16 protein-coding genes and 1 pseudogene are annotated in these 18,118 nt (G+C 54.3%); 13 read left to right on the top strand and 4 right to left on the bottom strand.

Features of this window, described 5'->3' with window-relative positions; all coding sequences use genetic code 11:
* Positions 1-100 precede the first annotated feature (100 nt).
* Complete coding sequence (locus M5G17_RS26815; RefSeq protein ID WP_273895875.1) at positions 101-1,453, bottom strand: SIR2 family protein; 1,353 nt, start codon at positions 1,451-1,453, stop codon at positions 101-103.
* A 193-nt stretch (positions 1,454-1,646) separates the two neighbouring features.
* Here M5G17_RS26815 and M5G17_RS26810 point away from each other — a divergent pair.
* The 5 genes and pseudogenes from M5G17_RS26810 to M5G17_RS26790 form a co-directional block, all read left to right on the top strand.
* Positions 1,647-2,001, top strand: a pseudogene (locus M5G17_RS26810) (agmatine deiminase family protein); the annotation flags it as partial.
* Between the two features lie 194 nt (positions 2,002-2,195).
* Positions 2,196-3,707, top strand: a complete 1,512-nt coding sequence (locus tag M5G17_RS26805) for an Hsp70 family protein (RefSeq protein ID WP_273895874.1) — start codon at positions 2,196-2,198, stop codon at positions 3,705-3,707.
* Between the two features lie 49 nt (positions 3,708-3,756).
* Positions 3,757-4,995: an MBL fold metallo-hydrolase gene (locus M5G17_RS26800; protein WP_273895873.1), complete on the top strand. Its 1,239-nt coding sequence runs from the start codon at positions 3,757-3,759 to the stop codon at positions 4,993-4,995.
* 1,100 nt (positions 4,996-6,095) lie between these two features.
* Complete coding sequence (locus M5G17_RS26795; RefSeq protein ID WP_017148239.1) at positions 6,096-6,860, top strand: hypothetical protein; 765 nt, start codon at positions 6,096-6,098, stop codon at positions 6,858-6,860.
* 294 nt (positions 6,861-7,154) lie between these two features.
* Positions 7,155-7,775 (top strand): tyrosine-type recombinase/integrase, encoded by a 621-nt coding sequence (locus M5G17_RS26790; protein ID WP_273895872.1) that lies wholly within the window; start codon positions 7,155-7,157, stop codon positions 7,773-7,775.
* Positions 7,776-8,029: 254 nt separating this feature from the next.
* Here the strand turns inward: M5G17_RS26790 and M5G17_RS26785 are convergent, their stop codons facing one another.
* From M5G17_RS26785 to M5G17_RS26775, 3 genes are all read right to left on the bottom strand, one after another.
* Positions 8,030-8,314 (bottom strand): hypothetical protein, encoded by a 285-nt coding sequence (locus M5G17_RS26785; protein ID WP_273895871.1) that lies wholly within the window; start codon positions 8,312-8,314, stop codon positions 8,030-8,032.
* Positions 8,315-8,343: 29 nt separating this feature from the next.
* On the bottom strand, positions 8,344-9,102 hold the full coding sequence (locus M5G17_RS26780; RefSeq protein ID WP_273895870.1) for an HNH endonuclease: 759 nt from the start codon (positions 9,100-9,102) through the stop codon (positions 8,344-8,346).
* 342 nt (positions 9,103-9,444) lie between these two features.
* Positions 9,445-9,711 (bottom strand): YebG family protein, encoded by a 267-nt coding sequence (locus M5G17_RS26775; RefSeq protein ID WP_273895876.1) that lies wholly within the window; start codon positions 9,709-9,711, stop codon positions 9,445-9,447.
* Between the two features lie 539 nt (positions 9,712-10,250).
* On the opposite strand from M5G17_RS26775, the gene M5G17_RS26770 reads away from it, so the two are divergent.
* The 8 genes from M5G17_RS26770 to M5G17_RS26735 all read left to right on the top strand — a co-directional run bounded on the left by M5G17_RS26770 (position 10,251) and on the right by M5G17_RS26735 (position 18,108).
* Complete coding sequence (locus M5G17_RS26770; protein WP_273895869.1) at positions 10,251-10,757, top strand: disulfide bond formation protein B; 507 nt, start codon at positions 10,251-10,253, stop codon at positions 10,755-10,757.
* 565 nt (positions 10,758-11,322) lie between these two features.
* Positions 11,323-12,267, top strand: coding sequence for a ubiquinol oxidase subunit II (cyoA, locus tag M5G17_RS26765; protein ID WP_045188200.1), 945 nt, complete (start codon positions 11,323-11,325; stop codon positions 12,265-12,267).
* Positions 12,268-12,270: 3 nt separating this feature from the next.
* Positions 12,271-14,289, top strand: a complete 2,019-nt coding sequence (gene cyoB, locus M5G17_RS26760) for a cytochrome o ubiquinol oxidase subunit I (protein WP_273895868.1) — start codon at positions 12,271-12,273, stop codon at positions 14,287-14,289.
* Positions 14,290-14,292: 3 nt separating this feature from the next.
* Positions 14,293-14,922: a cytochrome o ubiquinol oxidase subunit III gene (gene cyoC, locus M5G17_RS26755; RefSeq protein ID WP_130263175.1), complete on the top strand. Its 630-nt coding sequence runs from the start codon at positions 14,293-14,295 to the stop codon at positions 14,920-14,922.
* Positions 14,923-15,255 (top strand): cytochrome o ubiquinol oxidase subunit IV, encoded by a 333-nt coding sequence (gene cyoD, locus M5G17_RS26750; RefSeq protein WP_273895867.1) that lies wholly within the window; start codon positions 14,923-14,925, stop codon positions 15,253-15,255.
* Between the two features lie 11 nt (positions 15,256-15,266).
* Positions 15,267-16,154: a heme o synthase gene (gene cyoE, locus M5G17_RS26745; RefSeq protein ID WP_273895866.1), complete on the top strand. Its 888-nt coding sequence runs from the start codon at positions 15,267-15,269 to the stop codon at positions 16,152-16,154.
* 254 nt (positions 16,155-16,408) lie between these two features.
* Entirely contained in the window at positions 16,409-17,404 is a 996-nt protein-coding gene (locus M5G17_RS26740) for an isocyanide synthase family protein (protein ID WP_273895865.1), read from the top strand.
* The gene (locus M5G17_RS26735) at positions 17,404-18,108 is read left to right on the top strand and encodes an HAD family hydrolase (protein WP_273895864.1); all 705 of its coding nucleotides are present in this window, start codon (positions 17,404-17,406) and stop codon (positions 18,106-18,108) included. The genes M5G17_RS26740 and M5G17_RS26735 overlap by 1 nt, the downstream gene beginning before the upstream one ends.
* Positions 18,109-18,118: the final 10 nt, after the last annotated feature.

Below are 18,118 nucleotides of genomic sequence, written 5' to 3'. Positions count from 1 at the left end.
TTTATCTCGGCATAACCCCTATATCTAGTCTGTCCTTTTGCTCGCACAGATCTTCTCCCACTTAGGGAGAAGATCTTGGGTCGTGTGCTATTTTCGATAGCTATGCGGCAGGTAGATCTAGGGTGTACTCTTCACCATCCCTGATTTTTTCGAGCAAAATGCGCAGTAGGTTCGAATACCTGTGAGCCTGCACTACATTTCCTTTCATTACTGCACAGTGATATTTATTATCAAATGATTTTATGTCCACACCTGTGGTTGTCTTGAGAATTTCGAGAAGCTTGTTGGCATCATGCCACCCTTTGAAGCCTAAGCTCACGCCCAGGGTTGAAGGTGTATGCGGGAAGTTAGCGTTGAAGGCTAATCCATCTGACGCGTCGGCTATACCATAGAGTTTGGCCAATGCTCCTTCGGACTCTGATACATTCGAAAGGACTGTGTAGTCAACTTGTATCGGGTTCTTAGGGATGTCAGACCTTACAAGTTCATAGGTTCTCGCTAGCAGTGCTCGAAGCAGCTTTGGATTCACATTCTCCAAGGCTTGGTTAGCACCGAATGCTTGATAGACCCAGCTGAAGTCATGCGCAACAATACTTTTGATACGGATGCTTTTGTTTTCTGATACAGATATCAGCCTTTCTCGTCTTGGGTAGCCGATTACTTCTTTGCTGGACCACTCCAAGTGATAGATGTTTGGGATTAACTCACCGTTCTCGGAGAGGATCTCATCAATGTCAGAGAGTATTGCTCTAATATTAGGGTCTTCTGCGCTGTAGCCGATGAACACTAGTGGGTGCTCGGCAAAAAAAGCAAGCATTTTGGCGCTTAGGTATTTTTTCTTTCTAAGGAAGTTTTCGTAATCTTCCCTTGTGATAACTATGCTTTTTGAGTCGGTCGCGCAACCATGGATTTTGAATATTTCGCCGATACTAGCGTGGTTCGCGTAAAGTATCTGCTGCCCTATGATGGGGGCGTAATCTGGAAAAATTTGCTCTAGGAAACAGTCATAGTTTGTCGTGATGATAGAGTGAGGATGTATCTTAGTCAGAAGCTCGATTTCATCATTGCCGTCGAAGTTAGAATTTTCGAGTAATTTCTTGAATATATCGCAAACAGAGTGTTTGAAATAGATGTCTGATTCGTTGCCAGCCCCGAACAGCTCAGCTGGAAATTCAGCCTCCCCTCCACTCCAGGCCCAATCGTTGAATTTCTCTGAAAACACGGTTCCTATATCAACAAGATTCGGGTGTCGTTGTAAGTAATATGCGAACTTCTTGTCTATCTCAGGGCATCTTTCACTTAGCATAAAAAGCAGCTCTTCCCAGCTGGGCCCCTGGAGGTACCGTTTGGTGAGCCCGGCCCCGACAAATAGTATCGGCTGGCACCCCATGACCTCGATACAGGTTTCTATATCGTCGGTCACATCTTCTTTATACTTGTCGTAATCGCTCATGAACCTGCCCTGGTGTAGTCAAAAAACCGCATTAGGCGGGCGGTACGGGCCCCGCGCTTGGGAGTTATCGCAATGCTTGTGCCCTTATGCACCGCTCAACGTAGATCGGGCTGTGCATGAGTCTAATTAGCGGAGCATAGCCATAGGCCGCTAATTATTGCTATAGGTCAGTGACACCGCGGTGTATTCGCCATTAGCCCGGCACGACCGTCATGCGCGCGGTAACACCCTTCAGATCCATAAGCTACCTCAGCCTAAAGTTCTCGAATGGACTGCTGCTGAAGCTGAAGGATTGGACCAAGTGGAAAGAAGCTTCGACTGTCAACCAGGGATTAAATCTGCGCCTCGTACATCAACTGTTACACGGGCAACTCAGCAATCGTCATGCCTCTCTTCAACGATCCCAGCGACCGCATCGTCCAGCAAGTGTTGGCTGAGGTGTTTTCACGGCATCGCATCATCGGCATTGAGAATTCGCGAGAAATCCTCCTGGCGATGGCAACATCGGCTGCATAACAATGCCCCAGTATTCTCCGAAACGGCTCTAGCCGAGCTTATAGGTTGACGGCTGCAAGCAGTATCGGACAGTGTTTTAAATCCTGCTACGGACAGAAAGCTGTAGCCTGAAAGGCAATCCCTGAAGAGCTTTGAGCAGCCTCGAACGTGCGTGATAGCATATTGCCCTGAACGTTGCCTTCATGGGCTCAGGCCTTGGGTTAAAGCCGCACAATAAGGGATTAGAATGCGTATTGGGATTGATTTCGGTACCAGCTACACCGCAGCCGCCGCCTATGTTGATGGGGTTGTGCGACATATCTCCTTCCGCGGCAATAGCCAATTTCGGACTGCGGTATTTATGCCCGAAAAGCCAGTCGACACTACCCTGTTTGATGACACTGCCTACGATCAGGCGGTGGTCAGCAACCAGGCCAGTGCTTCCATTGCCCACTCAAAGGCGATGGGAGATTACGAAGAGGCAGCTAGTAAAATTCGCGTTTACTACCGCACCTTGGCGAAAGACGGCGATCTGACAGAGGAGGGGGCCAAGGAACAAATATCCCTTGCTCTCTCCGCTCTGAAGAAGCCCGTTCCACCATCCCCAGAGGCGATTAAGAAAGCGACGTTGGCCGCTGCCAAGCGGGATTGGGTACAACAGCAGCTTGACCAGGGGCGAACCAGTTCAGTCAGCATAGATGAGTCCGCAGTATTTGGTGAGGAGGCAATCGAAGAGTTCTTCTCATACGAGGCTGGACGGCTCATTCAATCTCCAAAGTCCATGCTCGGTTTCAAGCTTGGAGCCCCTCAGCGTGAGGCAATCTTGCAGATCGTCTCGAATATTCTATGCCATATCCGGCGGGCCGCGAGTGACCAGCTAGGAGTGGATGTGACAGAGGCAATCATCGGTCGACCGGTTCTATTCCGCAGCTCGATGGGCCCAGAGGGGAGCAATCAAGCTGTAAGGCTCCTTGAAGAAGCTGCCGCGCGAGCAGGATTCAAGTTTGTAGATTTTCTGCATGAGCCTGCGGCCGCGGCCATCACCTATCACGCCCAATCCCCAGATGCGAACCGCACCCTCGTTGTTGATGTGGGGGGCGGCACAACCGACATCACGGTTGGACTGGTTGGCGGGCACACTGAGGTTCCACATCTCGAAGAAACTTGGGGCTTGGCCAAGGGGGGCACGGATGTGGACCTAGGTCTGTCACTGCGCACAGTGATGCCCATTTTTGGTAAAGGTCAGTGCAGCTTGCTGGCCCCAGTCTATGTGAATGCCGCTATGGTCAGTGACTTGAACCGGCAAAAAGATTTCCGTGACACAAAGCTGACTGGGGTACCTGCACCATTTCAAAAGCGTCTGCTCACCTTGCAACGTAACGGCGTCACGGTCAGGTTGAATCGGGATGTGGAACTGCTGAAGGTGGCTCTAAGCAATGACGCAGAAGCGGGGGTTTCGCTCGATTACATTGAGAGCGGGTTGCAAGCTAGTGCGACCACATCTGATCTAGAGTGTGGATATGAAAGGTTTCTGCGCTCTTTTGATGACCTCCTCAGTCAGGTAAGTAAAGAAACTGCTCACAGCAGACCTACGGTCGTATTCTTGACTGGTGGGATGTCAAGGGCCCCCTACATCGAACAGGCTGTGAGGCGCCACTTCTCAACTGTTCAGGTGGTTCACGGCGATGCGTCGCTGGGTGTTGTTGGCGGGTTGGCAATACATGCGGCTAGATCGATGTGGTTGTCAAAAGTACAGTAATTTAGTGGTCGTATAGTGTCACTGATTTGGATGGGCGGAAGGTTTTAGTATGCATGATTGTCTTGTCGCGCTACCCGTGGGGGGTGATGCATTTTTGCTAAATCGCTCAGGGCATCAGATTCTGGTCGACGGCGGAAGCGGTAGTGCCCGTCTTTTATACCAGCTTGCAAATTTTGATATAGATCATTTGGATATTGTGGTCTGTACTCATGCAGATATGGATCATGCTGGAGGGCTCGTCGACTTTCTAGATAATTCAAGAGTTACGGTTGGTGAGTTTTGGTTGCCGGGCTCTTGGGCTGAGTCATTACCAGATTTAATCACCGATCCTGGTTCTGTGGTGGATGATTTAATTGAGACCTTGGATAACTGGGAGGCAGAAAAAACCTGGAATATGGATGTTGATCGGCTTAACGAGCATCTGCATGAGGCTGTTAGCAATCAGAGGCGCAAGTATCGGGAATCAGTATCTAGTCGGGACACGTTTATCCCACATTACAGCGAGCGTAAGGAAAACGTAGGTCTTCCTCAGGAATGGTTCGGAGATGGGTATCGGGGTGAATTGACTTGGAGAGAAGCCCATCAAGCCTTTAATCGCGGTCGACACCACATTTGGACGATGTATATCTCTGGAGGAGTTCCTCGTGAGGCTGCCGTTTTTTGGGTTGGTTTGATAGACACTGCGGAGCGAATCCGTAAGATAGCTTTACAGGCGCATCGACACAATGCGTTAGTGCGCTGGTTTGACTTCGGTGAGTTTGCTAAAACTGGCATAGCTTTTGGCGGTGAGAAAAATGTCCTAATTCCCCTTAACTCTGTAGAGCTTGTTAGTCCACCACCACCTCCACTTGGTTTGACATATCTCTATCGGTTGACCCCGGTGAATGAAGAATGCTTGGTCTTCGTTTCACCACCTTCTTCAGGCCAGTCGTCACAGCCCATCAGCATAGTATTTACTGGTGATTCACCGCTGGGCGATGGTATCAATTACGCCGAAAGTTGGTTGGAATGGCCTGCGGGGGTACCAAACACGGTAATCGCAACTGCTCCCCATCACGGCTCCGAGCATAACTCTGCTGCTTATCGTCATCTGCTGAATAAAGCTGATGTGCTACTATGGGTTCGCTCCGGGGGTAATAGTCTTCATCCTGGTGGTACGTATAGGTCGATTTCAAACCAGCGTCGACTGTGTACCCATTGCCCACATATTAGACTACCTCGCCAAACGGCCATGGTTACAATAGGTGGTAATGGTCTTAGAACCCATGGGCATTTATGCAGCTGTTGAGCCAGTTTTATAGCGCTGGTTAGCAGTAGGCAGAGAATAAAAAAGCTCCCTGATACGGGGCTTCTTCGAATTGGCGGGGGAGTCTCTTTTACTACGCTAAGTCTACAGCGAGCATTCCAACCTCTTTCAGTGGTCTGCCGTCTTAAATCCCAGAGAATTGACACCATTGCACTCGCATTTCAGGCTTACTTTATTAACTCTAATTTTCTTCTCCTTTTGCTTTATTTCCAATCAATTGAGAACTCAATCTTCAAAATAACGAAGATGAAGGTGAAAACAAGCAGGCCAACTGAAATGTCTCCGAATGCCCCATCTGTAAGTAGGAGGGCTGGTAAACCGTGAATTGCCCGTAACATACACGCAAGCATGGCTGGAGTGAGCGTCAGATTCAGCTGGAGGGCAGCTTGGCCGCTTCAGGGGTACTCGATACTAACTCCGTGCAGTTGGTCTAGCTCGTCCTAGACTTGGCCTAGTATGTCTGTGAGATCGGGTCCATTTTGGCTTGTATAGGTCAGGACAAAAAGCGTCACTGGGTGAACATCTAACGCGGTCGCCAACTGATCAAATTTATCCAGCGTCGGCGATTTGAGCCATTTTTCTAGTTTGCTGAGGTAGCACCGTCCGGTCTCCCCGCATACATCTTCATGCTTCAGGCGTTTCTGGGTTCTTACAAATCGTAGGGATTGTCCTAGCGATGCGATCAGTGGGTTCTTTGCCATTCCAACACCTTCGATTCAGCCGATCTTGGCAAGCGAAAGGATCGCGCCACGGCCGGTTTGAGGGAGCTCCGGGAAGAGCAGGACCAGCCCGAAGACGGAAAAGACCATGGGATATACCATTCCCTGGATAGGAGAGGTGCGCTGGCCGTTACTGTCCCAGTTGACAGTCGGCTTTGGGTCGTTAGCGGTCAGTCCCGAAAGGCTGCTTCCGACCCATTGCGGCCGTTCGCGAAGGGCGGATATCGGCCAAAATCGGATAGTGATAGAAAAATAAATCTGTCGCCTTTCGATCGTCTTTTTTGGCTGTGGGTTGTCAGCAGTGGCAATTGCGGGCAACGTTGTATCGCTCGGTTATCACGACTTTGAAAATAAGGATGGATAATGAAACTCAAGGAATGGGCTCAACTCGAGGCCCTTTATAAAATCAGTCGCAAACAACCCAATAAACACATATTTAAACTCCACAATGCTCGCAAGTTATGGCCAATGTGGTCAGCGATAGGGTCAACCGCATTGCTTTTTGTGTTCGCAATGTTCGGCATCAAGAACCCTACGCTGATTCCTTACACCTACATGGCACTGGCTCCTTGGGCTCTTCTGCTCTATGTCACGCGCCTTAAAGCATTGCGCATGGTTTACCCGCAGCAGTTTGCAGATCACGCGATTGACCACCAGCCGAGCCTAGAAAGGGAAAACACCCTTTGTTATGCCTTCTTTCTGGAGGGATTGCGCAAGGAAGGCTACACGGTTGAGAAACTACGCGAGTTGTCAGCTTATGCTGGCCTGACCGGAAAACCCGCCAGGCCTGCTTTATCCCAGAACCTGAGTTTCGCCTCTCTGATCGCGCTGATGATCGCGTTGTGCACGGAAATTATTAAAGCCACGCCTTTGTTCACATGGGGCAAGGGCTCGGTGATCGTGGTGCTGGGTATGGGCGCACTGTTCTTGAACTGGCTGGTACTGGACGGTATTCGCAGCGTTTCCTATGAGCGGATGTGCATAAAACGCTATGTCGAAATGGCCGTTTTCGACTTGGATGAACTTCTTGATAAGACCGCCGAGTTACCTGTCGAGCAGCAGCTACCGGCGGTGTTGAGCATCGCAGAACGAGACAGTAGCGTCAGCCCTGTCGCTGATTTGTCCTAGCTTTTTGGCTGCGAGTTAGATGCAGCCCTTTCAAGGTATTTAGGTAGAACAGGCAACAAGTAACCTGTGGCGAGCGGGCTTGTCCCGCGTTGGGTTGCGAAGCAGCCCCAAAACCAGCAGTCGAAGAGTGCCTGACTCACCGCATTCTTTCTTTTGGGTTCGCTTCGCAAAACCAACGAAAAGGGGCCGCGAAAAGGGGAAGATTTATTTACCGCTCCTCAGTCCGCTTCCGGCCGGTCAGCGACCGCTGCTCTGGTTAACCATCCTTGTCCTCCCACACGTGGAGGATTTGCCATGAACATCATCGTAACCTGCGGCCGTCAGCCCTGGAACAAAGGAAAATTGGTCGGGCAGAAAGCCCCCCTCCGACTGAGAGATATCTGGGCGATCCGAGTAAGGCTTCAAATTGGAGAGAGAACCCGTGACCTGGCTCTCTTCGATCTGGCCATAGACAGCAAGCTTCGAGCCTGCGACTTAACCAAGCTCCGTGTGCGCGACGTTGCCCATGGCGAACAGGTGTCCTCAAGAGTCATGGTGATGCAGCAGAAAACGCACCGGCCAGTCCAGTTCGAGATTACTGAACAAACACGGTCCGCTGTCGCGGCTTGGATACATCAGGCCCAGCTACGCAGCGAGGACTGCCTTTTCCCTAGCCGACTGCATACCTCAGACCATCTATCCACTCAGCAGTGCGCTCGCATCGTCAAAGGCTGGGTGAAGGCCGTTGGCCTTGATCCAGCCATGTATGGCACTCATACGATGAGACGTACGAAGGCATCGCTTATCTATCGCAGGACGAAGAACCTGCGAGCGGTTCAACTGCTGCTCGGCCATACGAAGCTGGAAAGCACCGTTCGATATTTGGGGATTGAGGTCGATGACGCTCTGGAGATGGCAGAACAGACCGAGGTTTGATCATGCATAGCGGCGGTCTAAGCCAGACCGTCGCTAACCGGCCAAGAGTGGACGGTCATCAAAGCCGATCAGTCAGCCCTATTCGCATAGGCTTCGCGAACCTTGGAGTGGCCTGAGACTACCGCTCGTAGGATTACCAGCCCTCGATGAAGCAACTCCTCGCTCCTTTGTGGCTCAAACCAGTGGCCGTTGAATTTCCCTCCATGGAACAAGTTGTTCCTCACTCTGCACACGAGGCGCAGAACGAGTTCTGCTTAGCTCTGATGGTTGGGAAGCGTCGCCGACCAACTGAGTACTCCGTCTAAAACCACTTGTTTTTTAGGGGGATGAGTAAGGTAGTACTGGATCGCGCCTTCAGTTTCCGCATTCGGTGGCACGTCAAAAACTGCTATCACCTCTGCTGCGAAGGTGCCCCAGTCGGCCTGTGGTTTATTTGGGGAGCCCTCCAGAAGCCCAACGGCCTTGAGGCAATACTCGCAGCGTGCGAATTCACGAAAAAACGAAAAGGCAAGGAGATCCAATTCGGTAGGTGTGGTCATGTTACGGGGTCCTCGCTGTTCGCGGGTGCCTAAGGCGCTTTGTGGACGTTCGTATTGTGGTATGCCAGATAGCGGTCTCCAAGAGAGTGCCCCTCTGCTGGTCGGAGGTCGGTTTGGTTGAGAGTGCGCGCGCCGTAATCAAGCTCGGCGTGGTGATTCGGGCATACGCAGACGATGTTCTCCAATATATCCGGTCCGTTATGGGGGGCTCCCAGTGGCTGAACATGATGGGCTTCAGCGTACCGGCTCCCATCAGGCAGTATGATCGTGTGATCGCAGAGTTGGCATTGGTAGTCGTGTAGTTGCTTGACTCGCCGTGCCAGCAATGTGTCGCGAATGATCCGATAAGTTGTTACTTCTGCGCGATCAGTTGAACCTTCAATATCAACGGCCGCAGGCGGCTCTGGAACAGTCTCCTGGGGGAGAAATGGCAACCAATCGAAGCTTTTCGATTTTTCAATTTCTTCCCTCCACCAGGCAAAGTCCTCAGGCTGTCGACCAAACAACTCAAAATAGCCTTTGCCCGGCATCAATGAGCTGCGATCAATCACCAGGCCGGTGATCGCTGGTTTGCCAGTTTCATGCGTCCATTCAGCAAGAGAAACGAGTCCTTGGACCTTGAGGCTTTCGCCAAATTTTTCTCGCAGCTGAGGTAGGCCGAGACGGTCGTGCACTTCCTTGTAGCCGATGAAGGTTTGCGGGTTTGCAGGCCTTACGGAGGGTAGTTTGGCTACTAGGAGCGCCAGCAGCCGCTGGCCCTGAGCATCAAGAGCAGTAATGGAAGACATGTGAGCAGTCCTTCGCACAGAATCGATAGAGGCGGACGTGTCGGTGAGTCTGTATCCTGAGTCGGTGACAGCTCAAAACCTTTGTCGCTCTGACACGGAGCGCTAGGCAAGTCGTAGTTTGCTCTCCTACGTCCATACTCACGCCGGTGCGGCTCCGTTGAGGCGCGGTTGCTTGGTATCGATTTGAGGGTGTAGCTAATTCGACACGGCCAGGAAGCAGCCGTGCCACACGTGGTGAAAAATTGAAACAATGCTGAATCCCACGCTGGAGCTTCATTGTGTATCAGCTCAAAACGCCTATCCCTATCGATGATCAGTCACCGTCTAAGCCTCTGACCTATCTCAGTTGTCGGCACCTGTGCCTTCAGAAAGCTCGCTCAAAGCACTCGCATTATTTTTGAAGGCTGCTGCGAACACGCTGCGATTCTTTGCCATGTAGATACTTACATCCTCTGCGTGCTTCTCAGAAATTCCCGGCACATGCTTTATCAAGGTGTCCGTCAGAAGCTCCGCCAGCTCAAGCATTTGATCATGCGCATCAGCGAGTTTGCGGTCCACAAACGTAGTCTCCAGATCTCGGGTACTGCGATAAAGAGTTTCAACTGCCATTCTGGCCTCGTCGTCTGTCCAGTGTGTAGTAAAGAGCATGCGTTCAACGCGAATGCTGGCCAATTCATCATGTGAAACCATGCCCCACAGCTTCCAGACGCTAACTGGGCAGGGGAGCAGCAAAAAAACTAGGCAGGGGTAAGTGTTTTCGAAGGATCGTTCTTCTCCTTCTTGGCGTGTAGGTTACTGATAGGGTGGAAGTTATAGGTCAATTCGTCGCGAAAGGTCACCAAACTGGGCACTACCCATGTCCGCAAACCGACAAACAAGCGCTCCAGGTCGCGGCTGCTGCGGTATACCACTTCGACGGCCATTCATCACCTCACATGCCTTTGGTAATCGATGTATTCGATACTGTTTATTTGTACAGTGTTAATGATAGGGTAATCCACAGGACTAAGATAGTGGCAAATCAACATTCTGCTTTGCGTCACTCTCCACGCGGCCTGGCGCGGCACTTTTGCCGCTCTCTATGGTCTGCTTCAGCGTGTAGAATTGCGCATCGGCAGTCGAGCCATCCAGTCTACGAAGGATTAGCAATGAACGAGCAAACATCGCACCTGAATCGGGAACGGCGCTTTCTGGTGCTGCTGGGGGTGATCTGCCTGGCCCTTATCGGTGGTGCGTTGTACATGCAGGTGGTGCTGGGCGAGGCGCCATGCCCGCTGTGCATCCTGCAACGTTATGCCTTGTTGTTGATCGCGGTGTTTGCCTTCATCGGGGCGGCCATGCCCGGCAAGCGCAGCCTGACCTTGCTCGAAGGCCTTGTGGTGCTCAGCGCCATTGGTGGCATCGCTGCCGCCGGCAATCATGTGTATGTCCTGGCCAATCCTGCGATCAGTTGCGGCATCGACACCCTGCAACCGATCGTCGACGGCCTGCCACTGGCTTCGGTGCTGCCGCTGGTGTTCCAGGTCGATGGCTTCTGCTCCACCCCTTACCCACCGGTCATGGGCCTGTCCCTGGCACAATGGGCACTTGTAGCCTTTATACTGACCGCCGTTCTGGTGCCTTTGGGCATCTACCGCAACCGCCGTCAGGCTTAGACAAAAGTCATGTATTGACGCAAGCCCATTGTGCAATGAAATTTGCCAGGTTTGTCGCACCAAACTTGATTTTGATCAAGTTAAAGCCCTTGTAGAGCGGGCGCTTCAGGGGTATTGGAAGGGGTGCGACAAACTGTCGCGAAACTGATTTTTAGCGCGCGATTATTACATAAACGGTAAAAGACTGTTGCTCAATAAGTCATAGTCAACGATAGGTTACCTATCTACAATCGCCCCCAATTTCCGTTCGGCACCGCTTGTGAGTCGCAGGATTAAAGGAGCTTCAGGGCTCTTTTCGCTGACTCTGACGAGCATCGCCTGCGGCGATGCCGGGCTGACCCCCCTCCGTGATTTCCCGCACCAAATGGAATTGGTCTGAAGACAGGCCCGTTGCCTACTGAAGTCAAAATAATAAACACCGCAATACCTGGTTTATGCCGAGCCGCCGCAGCTGGCCTCAAGGCATGACCGTATTCGATCCCATAAATGCTAACGCTTGGCAGGACGAAGTGTTGGCGACCAAAACACAAATTGCATTGAAGCAAGCTGCTCTAGAGGTCGTGAGATGAGTAAAAAGCGTTACCCCAGACTGTTTGGCATTCTGCCCTTTTTAGGCATGCTTTTACTCAGTGGGTGCAACTGGACCCTGCTCGACCCGAAGGGCCAGGTCGGCATTGAGCAAAAGAACCTTATCCTGATCGCTACCGGCTTGATGTTGCTGGTGGTGATTCCTGTCATTTTCATGACTCTGGCGTTTGCCTGGAAGTACCGCGCTTCCAACAAGGCTGCGACCTACACGCCTGACTGGTCGCACTCGACCAAGATCGAAGTGGCGGTCTGGACCATCCCGGTTCTGATCATCATCGCTCTGGGTTACGTGACCTACAAAACCACCCACGAGTTGGACCCGTATCGTCCGCTGGTTTCCGATGTGAAGCCGGTGCAGATCGACGTGGTCGCCCTGGACTGGAAATGGCTGTTCATCTACCCGGAACAAGGCATTGCCACGGTCAACAAGATCGTCTTCCCGGCCAACACCCCGGTCAACTTCCGCGTGACCTCCGACTCGGTGATGAACTCGTTCTTCATTCCGGGCCTGGGCGGGCAGATCTACGCAATGGCTGGCATGACCACCAAACTGCACCTGATCGCCAACGAGAACGGTGAGTTCGACGGTATCTCCGCCAACTACAGCGGCGCCGGTTTCACCGGTATGAAGTTCAAGGCAACCGCCACTTCCCAGGCTGATTTCGAAGCATGGGTGAACGAAGTCAAGCAATCGCCGAAACAGCTGGATGCGGCTGAATACGCGGCATTGGCCAAAACGAGCGAAAACAATCCAGTCGCGCTGTACAGCGTGGCCTCGCCTGAGCAGTTCCAGTCCATCGTCGACAAGTACGAAGGCATGAACCGCGGGCGGCCGGTCCACGAAAAAGAGCAGAGCAAAGAAGCGGCCGGTACCGAAGGGATGGACGTGAGTATGCATTCAGCTGCTGGGGCAGAGGAGTAAGAGATGTTCGGTAAACTAAGTTTGGATGCGATTCCGTATCACGAGCCGATAGTCATGGTGACCATTGCCATGATCGCGCTCGGCGGCCTCGCGTTGATCGGTGCAATCACCTATTTCAAGAAATGGACCTACCTGTGGTCCGAGTGGCTGACCTCGGTCGACCACAAGAAGATCGGGGTGATGTACATCATCGTCGCGATGATCATGCTGCTGCGCGGCTTTGCCGACGCCATCATGATGCGTACGCAGTTGGCCATGGCCACCGGCGGCTCTGAGGGCTACCTGCCTCCCGAACACTATGACCAGATCTTCACCGCTCACGGTGTGATCATGATCATCTTCATGGCAATGCCATTCTTCACCGGCCTGATGAACCTGGCCCTGCCTCTGCAGATCGGTGCGCGTGACGTTGCCTTCCCGTTCCTGAACTCCTTGAGCTTCTGGCTGCTGGTGTCCGGCGTCGTGCTGGTCAACCTGTCCCTGGGTGTTGGTGAGTTCGCCAAGACCGGCTGGGTTGCCTATCCGCCGCTGGCGGGTATTCAGTACAGTCCTGGCGTAGGTGTCGACTACTACATCTGGGCGCTACAGCTATCCGGCTTGGGTACGACGCTGACGGGTGTCAACTTCCTCGCCACCGTGCTGAAAATGCGCGCGCCTGGCATGAAGCTGATGGACATGCCGATCTTCACCTGGACCTGCACCTGGGCCAACGTTCTGATCGTCGCTTCGTTCCCGATCCTGACTGCCGCCCTGGCACTGCTGACGCTTGACCGTTACATGGATTTCCACATTTTCACCAATGAACTTGGTGGCAATCCGATGATGTACGTCAACCTGTTCTGGGCCTGGGGTCACCCTGAGGTTTACATCCTGATCCTGCCGGCCTTCGGTGTGTTCTCGGAAGTCACCTCGACCTTTGCTGGCAAACGCCTGTTCGGCCACAAGTCGATGATCTACGCTTCGGGCGCGATCGCGGTACTGGGCTTTGCGGTATGGCTGCACCACTTCTTCACCATGGGGTCGGGCGCCAGCGTCAACACCTTCTTCGGTCTGGCGACCATGCTGATCTCGATTCCGACCGGGGTTAAGCTGTTCAACTGGCTGTTCACCATCTACCAGGGCCGTCTGCGCTTCACCGCGCCAGTCTTGTGGACCCTGGGCTTCATGGTGACCTTCTCGATCGGTGGTATGACCGGCGTACTGCTGGCTGTTCCAGGTGCTGACTTCGTTCTGCACAACAGCCTGTTCGTGATCGCCCACTTCCACAACGTGATCATCGGTGGTGCGGTATTCGGCTACATTGCCGGCTTCGCCTTCTGGTTCCCGAAAGCCTTCGGTTTCACCCTGAACGAGAAGTGGGGCAAAGCTGCCTTCTGGTTCTGGATCTCCGGTTTCTACGTGGCCTTCATGCCACTGTACGCACTGGGCTTCATGGGTATGACCCGTCGTCTGAACCACTCCGACAACCCTCTGTGGGAACCCTACCTGTACGTAGCCGTGTTCGGCGCCGTGCTGATCCTGTTCGGTATCGCCTGCCAGCTGATCCAGCTGTACGTGTCGATTCGCGACCGCAAGGACAACATGGACGTGACCGGCGACCCATGGGGCGGCCGTACCCTGGAATGGTCGACTTCGTCGCCTCCGCCGTTCTACAACTTCGCCAGCATGCCTGAGAACGTCGATCTGGACGCCTGGCACGAAGCCAAGAAAGCCGGTATCGCGTACAAGGTTCCAGCCAAGTACGAAGCGATCCACATGCCGAACAACACCTCCACCGGTGTGTTCATGGGCCTGCTGCTGACCGTGTTCGGTTTCGCCTTTATCTGGCACATCTGGTGGCTGGTTGGCGTAAGCCTGATCGGTACCATCGCGGTCTTCGTCGCCCATGCTGCTCGTGACGACCAGGGCTACATGGTTCCAGCCGAGGAAGTGGCGCGCATCGAAGGTGAGCGCATGAAGTCCCTGGGCCTGGCTACCGGTACGCCGGTTGGCGCACGTGTCGAATCGTTTGAGCGGGTTTAATCAATGTCCAGTCATGTAATTAACGCTGATACTCATGCTCATGGTCACGACCATGGGCATGACGACCACCACCACGACTCGGGCCAGATGACCGTATTCGGTTTCTGGCTGTACCTGATGACCGACTGCATCCTGTTTGCGTCGCTCTTCGCCACCTACGCGGTGCTGTCCGGCAGTTTTGCCGGCGGCCCGTCGGGTCACGATATTTTCCAACTGGACTTCGTCGCGGTTGAGACCGGCCTGCTGTTGCTGTCGAGTATCACCTTCGGCTTCGCCATGTTGCAGATGTTCAAAGGCAACAAGGGCGGCGTGCTGGGCTGGTTGGCCATCACCTTCCTGCTGGGTGCCGGCTTCATCGCGATGGAAGTCTATGAGTTCCATCACCTGATCGCCGAGGGCTTCGGCCCACAGCGCAGTGGCTTCCTGTCGGCGTTCTTTGCGCTGGTCGGTACCCACGGTCTGCACGTAACCGCAGGTCTGATCTGGATGGCGGTCATGATGTACCAGATCAACAAGCACGGTATCACCGGTACCGCCAAGACCCGCATGAGCTGCCTGAGCCTGTTCTGGCACTTCCTGGACGTGGTCTGGATCTGTGTGTTCACCGTCGTGTATCTGCTGGGGGTTCTGTAAATGGCTAACGCACATAACAGCCACGCCGAGGGCAACCACGGTAGCGTCAAGTCCTATGTGATCGGTTTCGTCCTGTCGGTCATCCTGACGGCGATTCCGTTCGGCCTGGTGATGTTCCCGAGCATGCCCAAAGACATCACGATCATGGTCGTGGTGGCTCTGGCGGTCATCCAGGTCGTGGTTCACCTGGTGTACTTCCTGCACATGGACCGTTCTGCCGAGCAGCGCTCCAACGTGTCGACCTTCCTGTTCACGGTAATGGTCATTGCACTGTTGGTCGGCCTGTCGCTGTGGATCATGTTCAGCATCCACACCAGCATGATGGCGAAGTGAGGTAAGACGACATGTCCGTTAAGCACTTTATCCAAATCACCAAACCGGGGATCATTTTCGGTAACGTGCTTTCTGTGGCAGGCGGTTTTTTCCTTGCCGCGCAAGGGCATGTCGACGTCATGCTGTTCCTGGCCACGGTGATTGGCACTTCGCTGGTGGTGGCGTCCGGTTGCGTGTTCAACAACTGCATCGACCGTGACATCGACATCAAGATGGAGCGCACCAAGAACCGTGCAATGGTCCAGGGCCAGATCTCGCTGAAAGTCGCGCTGGCCTACGCCACCCTGCTCGGGGTGGCCGGCCTTGGCCTGCTGTACGTGCAGGCCAATGCCTTGGCGGCGCTGTTTGGCCTGATCGGCTTTGTCATCTACGTCGGGTTCTACAGCCTGTACCTCAAGCGCAAATCGGTGCACGGCACCCTGGTTGGCAGCCTGTCCGGTGCCATGCCTCCGGTGATCGGCTACTGCGCGGTGAGCAACAGCTTCGACCTGGCTGCACTGACCCTGCTGGTGATGTTCAGCCTGTGGCAAATGCCGCATTCCTACGCCATTGCGATCTTCCGCTTCAACGACTACCTGGCCGCATCGATTCCGGTGCTGCCGGTCAAGCGTGGGATCCTGGTGGCCAAGAAGCATATCCTCTGGTACATCGTGGCGTTCCTGGTAGCGACCCTGATGCTGACCTTGGGTGGCTATGCTGGCATGAGCTACATGGCCGTTGCCGCGGCCATGGGCATGTACTGGTTGTACATGGCCTGGACCGGCTACAAGGCGGTGGACGATCGTCTGTGGGCACGCAAGCTGTTCGTGTTCTCGATCTTCACCATCACCGCCCTGAGCGTGATGATGTCGCTGGACACCAAGGTGCCGACCGAGTTGTTGCTGACCTACGCACACTGATTCATCAGTGTGTAATGAAAACGCCCCAGGCTGCGAAGTCTGGGGCGTTTTTGTTTGTGCGTAAGGTCTTATCGCGGGGCAAGCCTGCTCCCACAACCTGTAGGAGCGGGCTTGCCCCGCGACCGATCCGATAACGACCGAAACTGCTGTTGACAAGTACCCTAGGTTTGCCGGATTTTATCGCCGCGCAGGTAGGGAATATCTGTGCATGGCCAGAGGATACTGGCCGTGATCCACCACACAAGGGATTGTTCATGACCGAGCCAAACGCCGTTGCTCAACGGGCGTGCCTTGCGCCGCTGCGCGAGCGCTATACCTCTTTGCACCTCGATACCGCCCTGCAGGTGCTCGACTGCCTGTTCCGCCGCCGCAGCCTGGCTCCTGGTCAGGATGACGAACTGTCCACCGACGTGCTCGAACCGCATCTGGACAAGGTCCTCAAGGCAATCGAAAGCGGCCAGCGTATCGAAATGGTGCTGCCGGCCTTCCCGGGTAAATCGCCTAACCGGCAGAAGACCCTCAGCCACCTGCCGGATCTTGCCGAGCGCCATGCCATCGACGAGTTGCAGCACCTGTGCGCGGAAATCCAGGCCCTGTACGCGCCGGGCGCATTGATTCACATCTGCTCCGACGGCTATGTATTTTCCGACCTGGTGCGGGTGCCCGATGCCCACGTCAAGGACTACACCGACGAGATTCAGCGCTACGCCGAACAACAGTATCCACACAGTTTTGCTCTGTTCGACCTCAAGGACGCCTACCCGCAGTTGGGCTGCCTGGACTCCATGCGTGAAGAGCTGATGATCGAGTACGGCCAATCGCTGATCGCGCTCGGCCAGCGTTTTCAGGACGAGCCGCACATGATGCTGATGTACTGCGGCATCCATCGCTTTTTGTCCGAAGATTACTCGGGCCTTGCCGAGTTCTCTGGCATGAGCCTCAATGCCGTGAAGAAAATCGCCAAACCGGCCTCCCAGCGGGTGATCCAGCGCAGCGAGGCCTGGAGTGCGCTGCTGCAAGCGCGTTATCCGCAGTGCCTGCGCTTGTCGATCCACCCGCAGTTGGCCGTGTCGCAGAAAATCGGTATCCGCCTGGTGCCCACCAGCGACCTGTGGCGCACGCCCTGGCACTCGGTGGCGATCAAGCGGCGTGGCGTGGTGATGCTCGACAAGCGCAGCAACATCGACGAGCGCTACAGCCGCCTGGTATTCCGCCAGGGTCGCCCTTGCCACTACGCCAGCGCGCAATGATGCCAGCATCGTTTACGGCGGACGCCGTGATTTTCGACCTTGATGGCACGCTGGTCGATACCTTGCCGGATATCGTCTGGTGCCTGAACCAGGTGGTGCAGGAGCAGGGTTACCCGCCGCTGCCCCTGGAGACTATCAGTGCCTATGTCGGCGGCGGCACCGGGGCGATGCTCGAGCGGGTCGCTGCGCGCCTGGGCATTGCTGACGACAAGGCCCTGCATGAACGTTACATCGCCTGCTACCAGAACCATCTGGTGCAGTTCTCGCAGCCTTACGCGGGGATCCTCGAGCTACTCAAGGGTTGCCGACAACTGCACCTGCCCCTGGCCATTGTCACCAATAAGGCCCACGACATGGCGCTGCAGGTGGCAACGCATTTGTTCCCCGCAGGCACTTTCCAGATTGTGCTTGGCCAGCGTTTTGGCCAGCCGCTCAAACCGCAACCTGACGCAGCGCTGGAAGCTGCTCGGCACCTTGCGGTGGAGCCTGCGCGCTGTCTGTTCGTGGGCGACACGGTGATCGACCTGATGACCGCGCGCGCTGCGGGCATGCAGGCTGCGGCCGTGACCTGGGGCTACGGTCGGCTCTATGCCTTGCAGGCGCAGGCAGCGGACCTGTACTGCGATCAACCGGCGGATTTGCTGCATGTTCTGCGCAAGGCCGACACCACTTGCCAAACTGGCACGCTCGCCAGCCAATTCTGAAACACCACCT

Source organism: Pseudomonas rubra (genome assembly GCF_028656935.1).
Taxonomy (GTDB): domain Bacteria; phylum Pseudomonadota; class Gammaproteobacteria; order Pseudomonadales; family Pseudomonadaceae; genus Aquipseudomonas; species Aquipseudomonas rubra.
The sequence above is the reverse complement of the archived record's forward strand: the minus strand, read 5'-3'. Positions and strand labels throughout refer to the sequence as shown.

Bases quoted from the DNA above. Each gene is read 5' to 3' on its own strand.
- M5G17_RS26815 (WP_273895875.1), bottom strand. From the start codon at position 1,453: ATGAGCGATTACGACAAGTATAAAGAAGATGTGACCGACGATATAGAA.
- M5G17_RS26805 (WP_273895874.1), top strand. From the start codon at position 2,196: ATGCGTATTGGGATTGATTTCGGTACCAGCTACACCGCAGCCGCCGCC.
- M5G17_RS26800 (WP_273895873.1), top strand. From the start codon at position 3,757: ATGCATGATTGTCTTGTCGCGCTACCCGTGGGGGGTGATGCATTTTTG.
- M5G17_RS26795 (WP_017148239.1), top strand. From the start codon at position 6,096: ATGAAACTCAAGGAATGGGCTCAACTCGAGGCCCTTTATAAAATCAGT.
- M5G17_RS26790 (WP_273895872.1), top strand. From the start codon at position 7,155: ATGAACATCATCGTAACCTGCGGCCGTCAGCCCTGGAACAAAGGAAAA.
- M5G17_RS26785 (WP_273895871.1), bottom strand. From the start codon at position 8,314: ATGACCACACCTACCGAATTGGATCTCCTTGCCTTTTCGTTTTTTCGT.
- M5G17_RS26780 (WP_273895870.1), bottom strand. From the start codon at position 9,102: ATGTCTTCCATTACTGCTCTTGATGCTCAGGGCCAGCGGCTGCTGGCG.
- M5G17_RS26775 (WP_273895876.1), bottom strand. From the start codon at position 9,711: ATGGCAGTTGAAACTCTTTATCGCAGTACCCGAGATCTGGAGACTACG.
- M5G17_RS26770 (WP_273895869.1), top strand. From the start codon at position 10,251: ATGAACGAGCAAACATCGCACCTGAATCGGGAACGGCGCTTTCTGGTG.
- cyoA (WP_045188200.1), top strand. From the start codon at position 11,323: ATGAGTAAAAAGCGTTACCCCAGACTGTTTGGCATTCTGCCCTTTTTA.
- cyoB (WP_273895868.1), top strand. From the start codon at position 12,271: ATGTTCGGTAAACTAAGTTTGGATGCGATTCCGTATCACGAGCCGATA.
- cyoC (WP_130263175.1), top strand. From the start codon at position 14,293: ATGTCCAGTCATGTAATTAACGCTGATACTCATGCTCATGGTCACGAC.
- cyoD (WP_273895867.1), top strand. From the start codon at position 14,923: ATGGCTAACGCACATAACAGCCACGCCGAGGGCAACCACGGTAGCGTC.
- cyoE (WP_273895866.1), top strand. From the start codon at position 15,267: ATGTCCGTTAAGCACTTTATCCAAATCACCAAACCGGGGATCATTTTC.
- M5G17_RS26740 (WP_273895865.1), top strand. From the start codon at position 16,409: ATGACCGAGCCAAACGCCGTTGCTCAACGGGCGTGCCTTGCGCCGCTG.
- M5G17_RS26735 (WP_273895864.1), top strand. From the start codon at position 17,404: ATGCCAGCATCGTTTACGGCGGACGCCGTGATTTTCGACCTTGATGGC.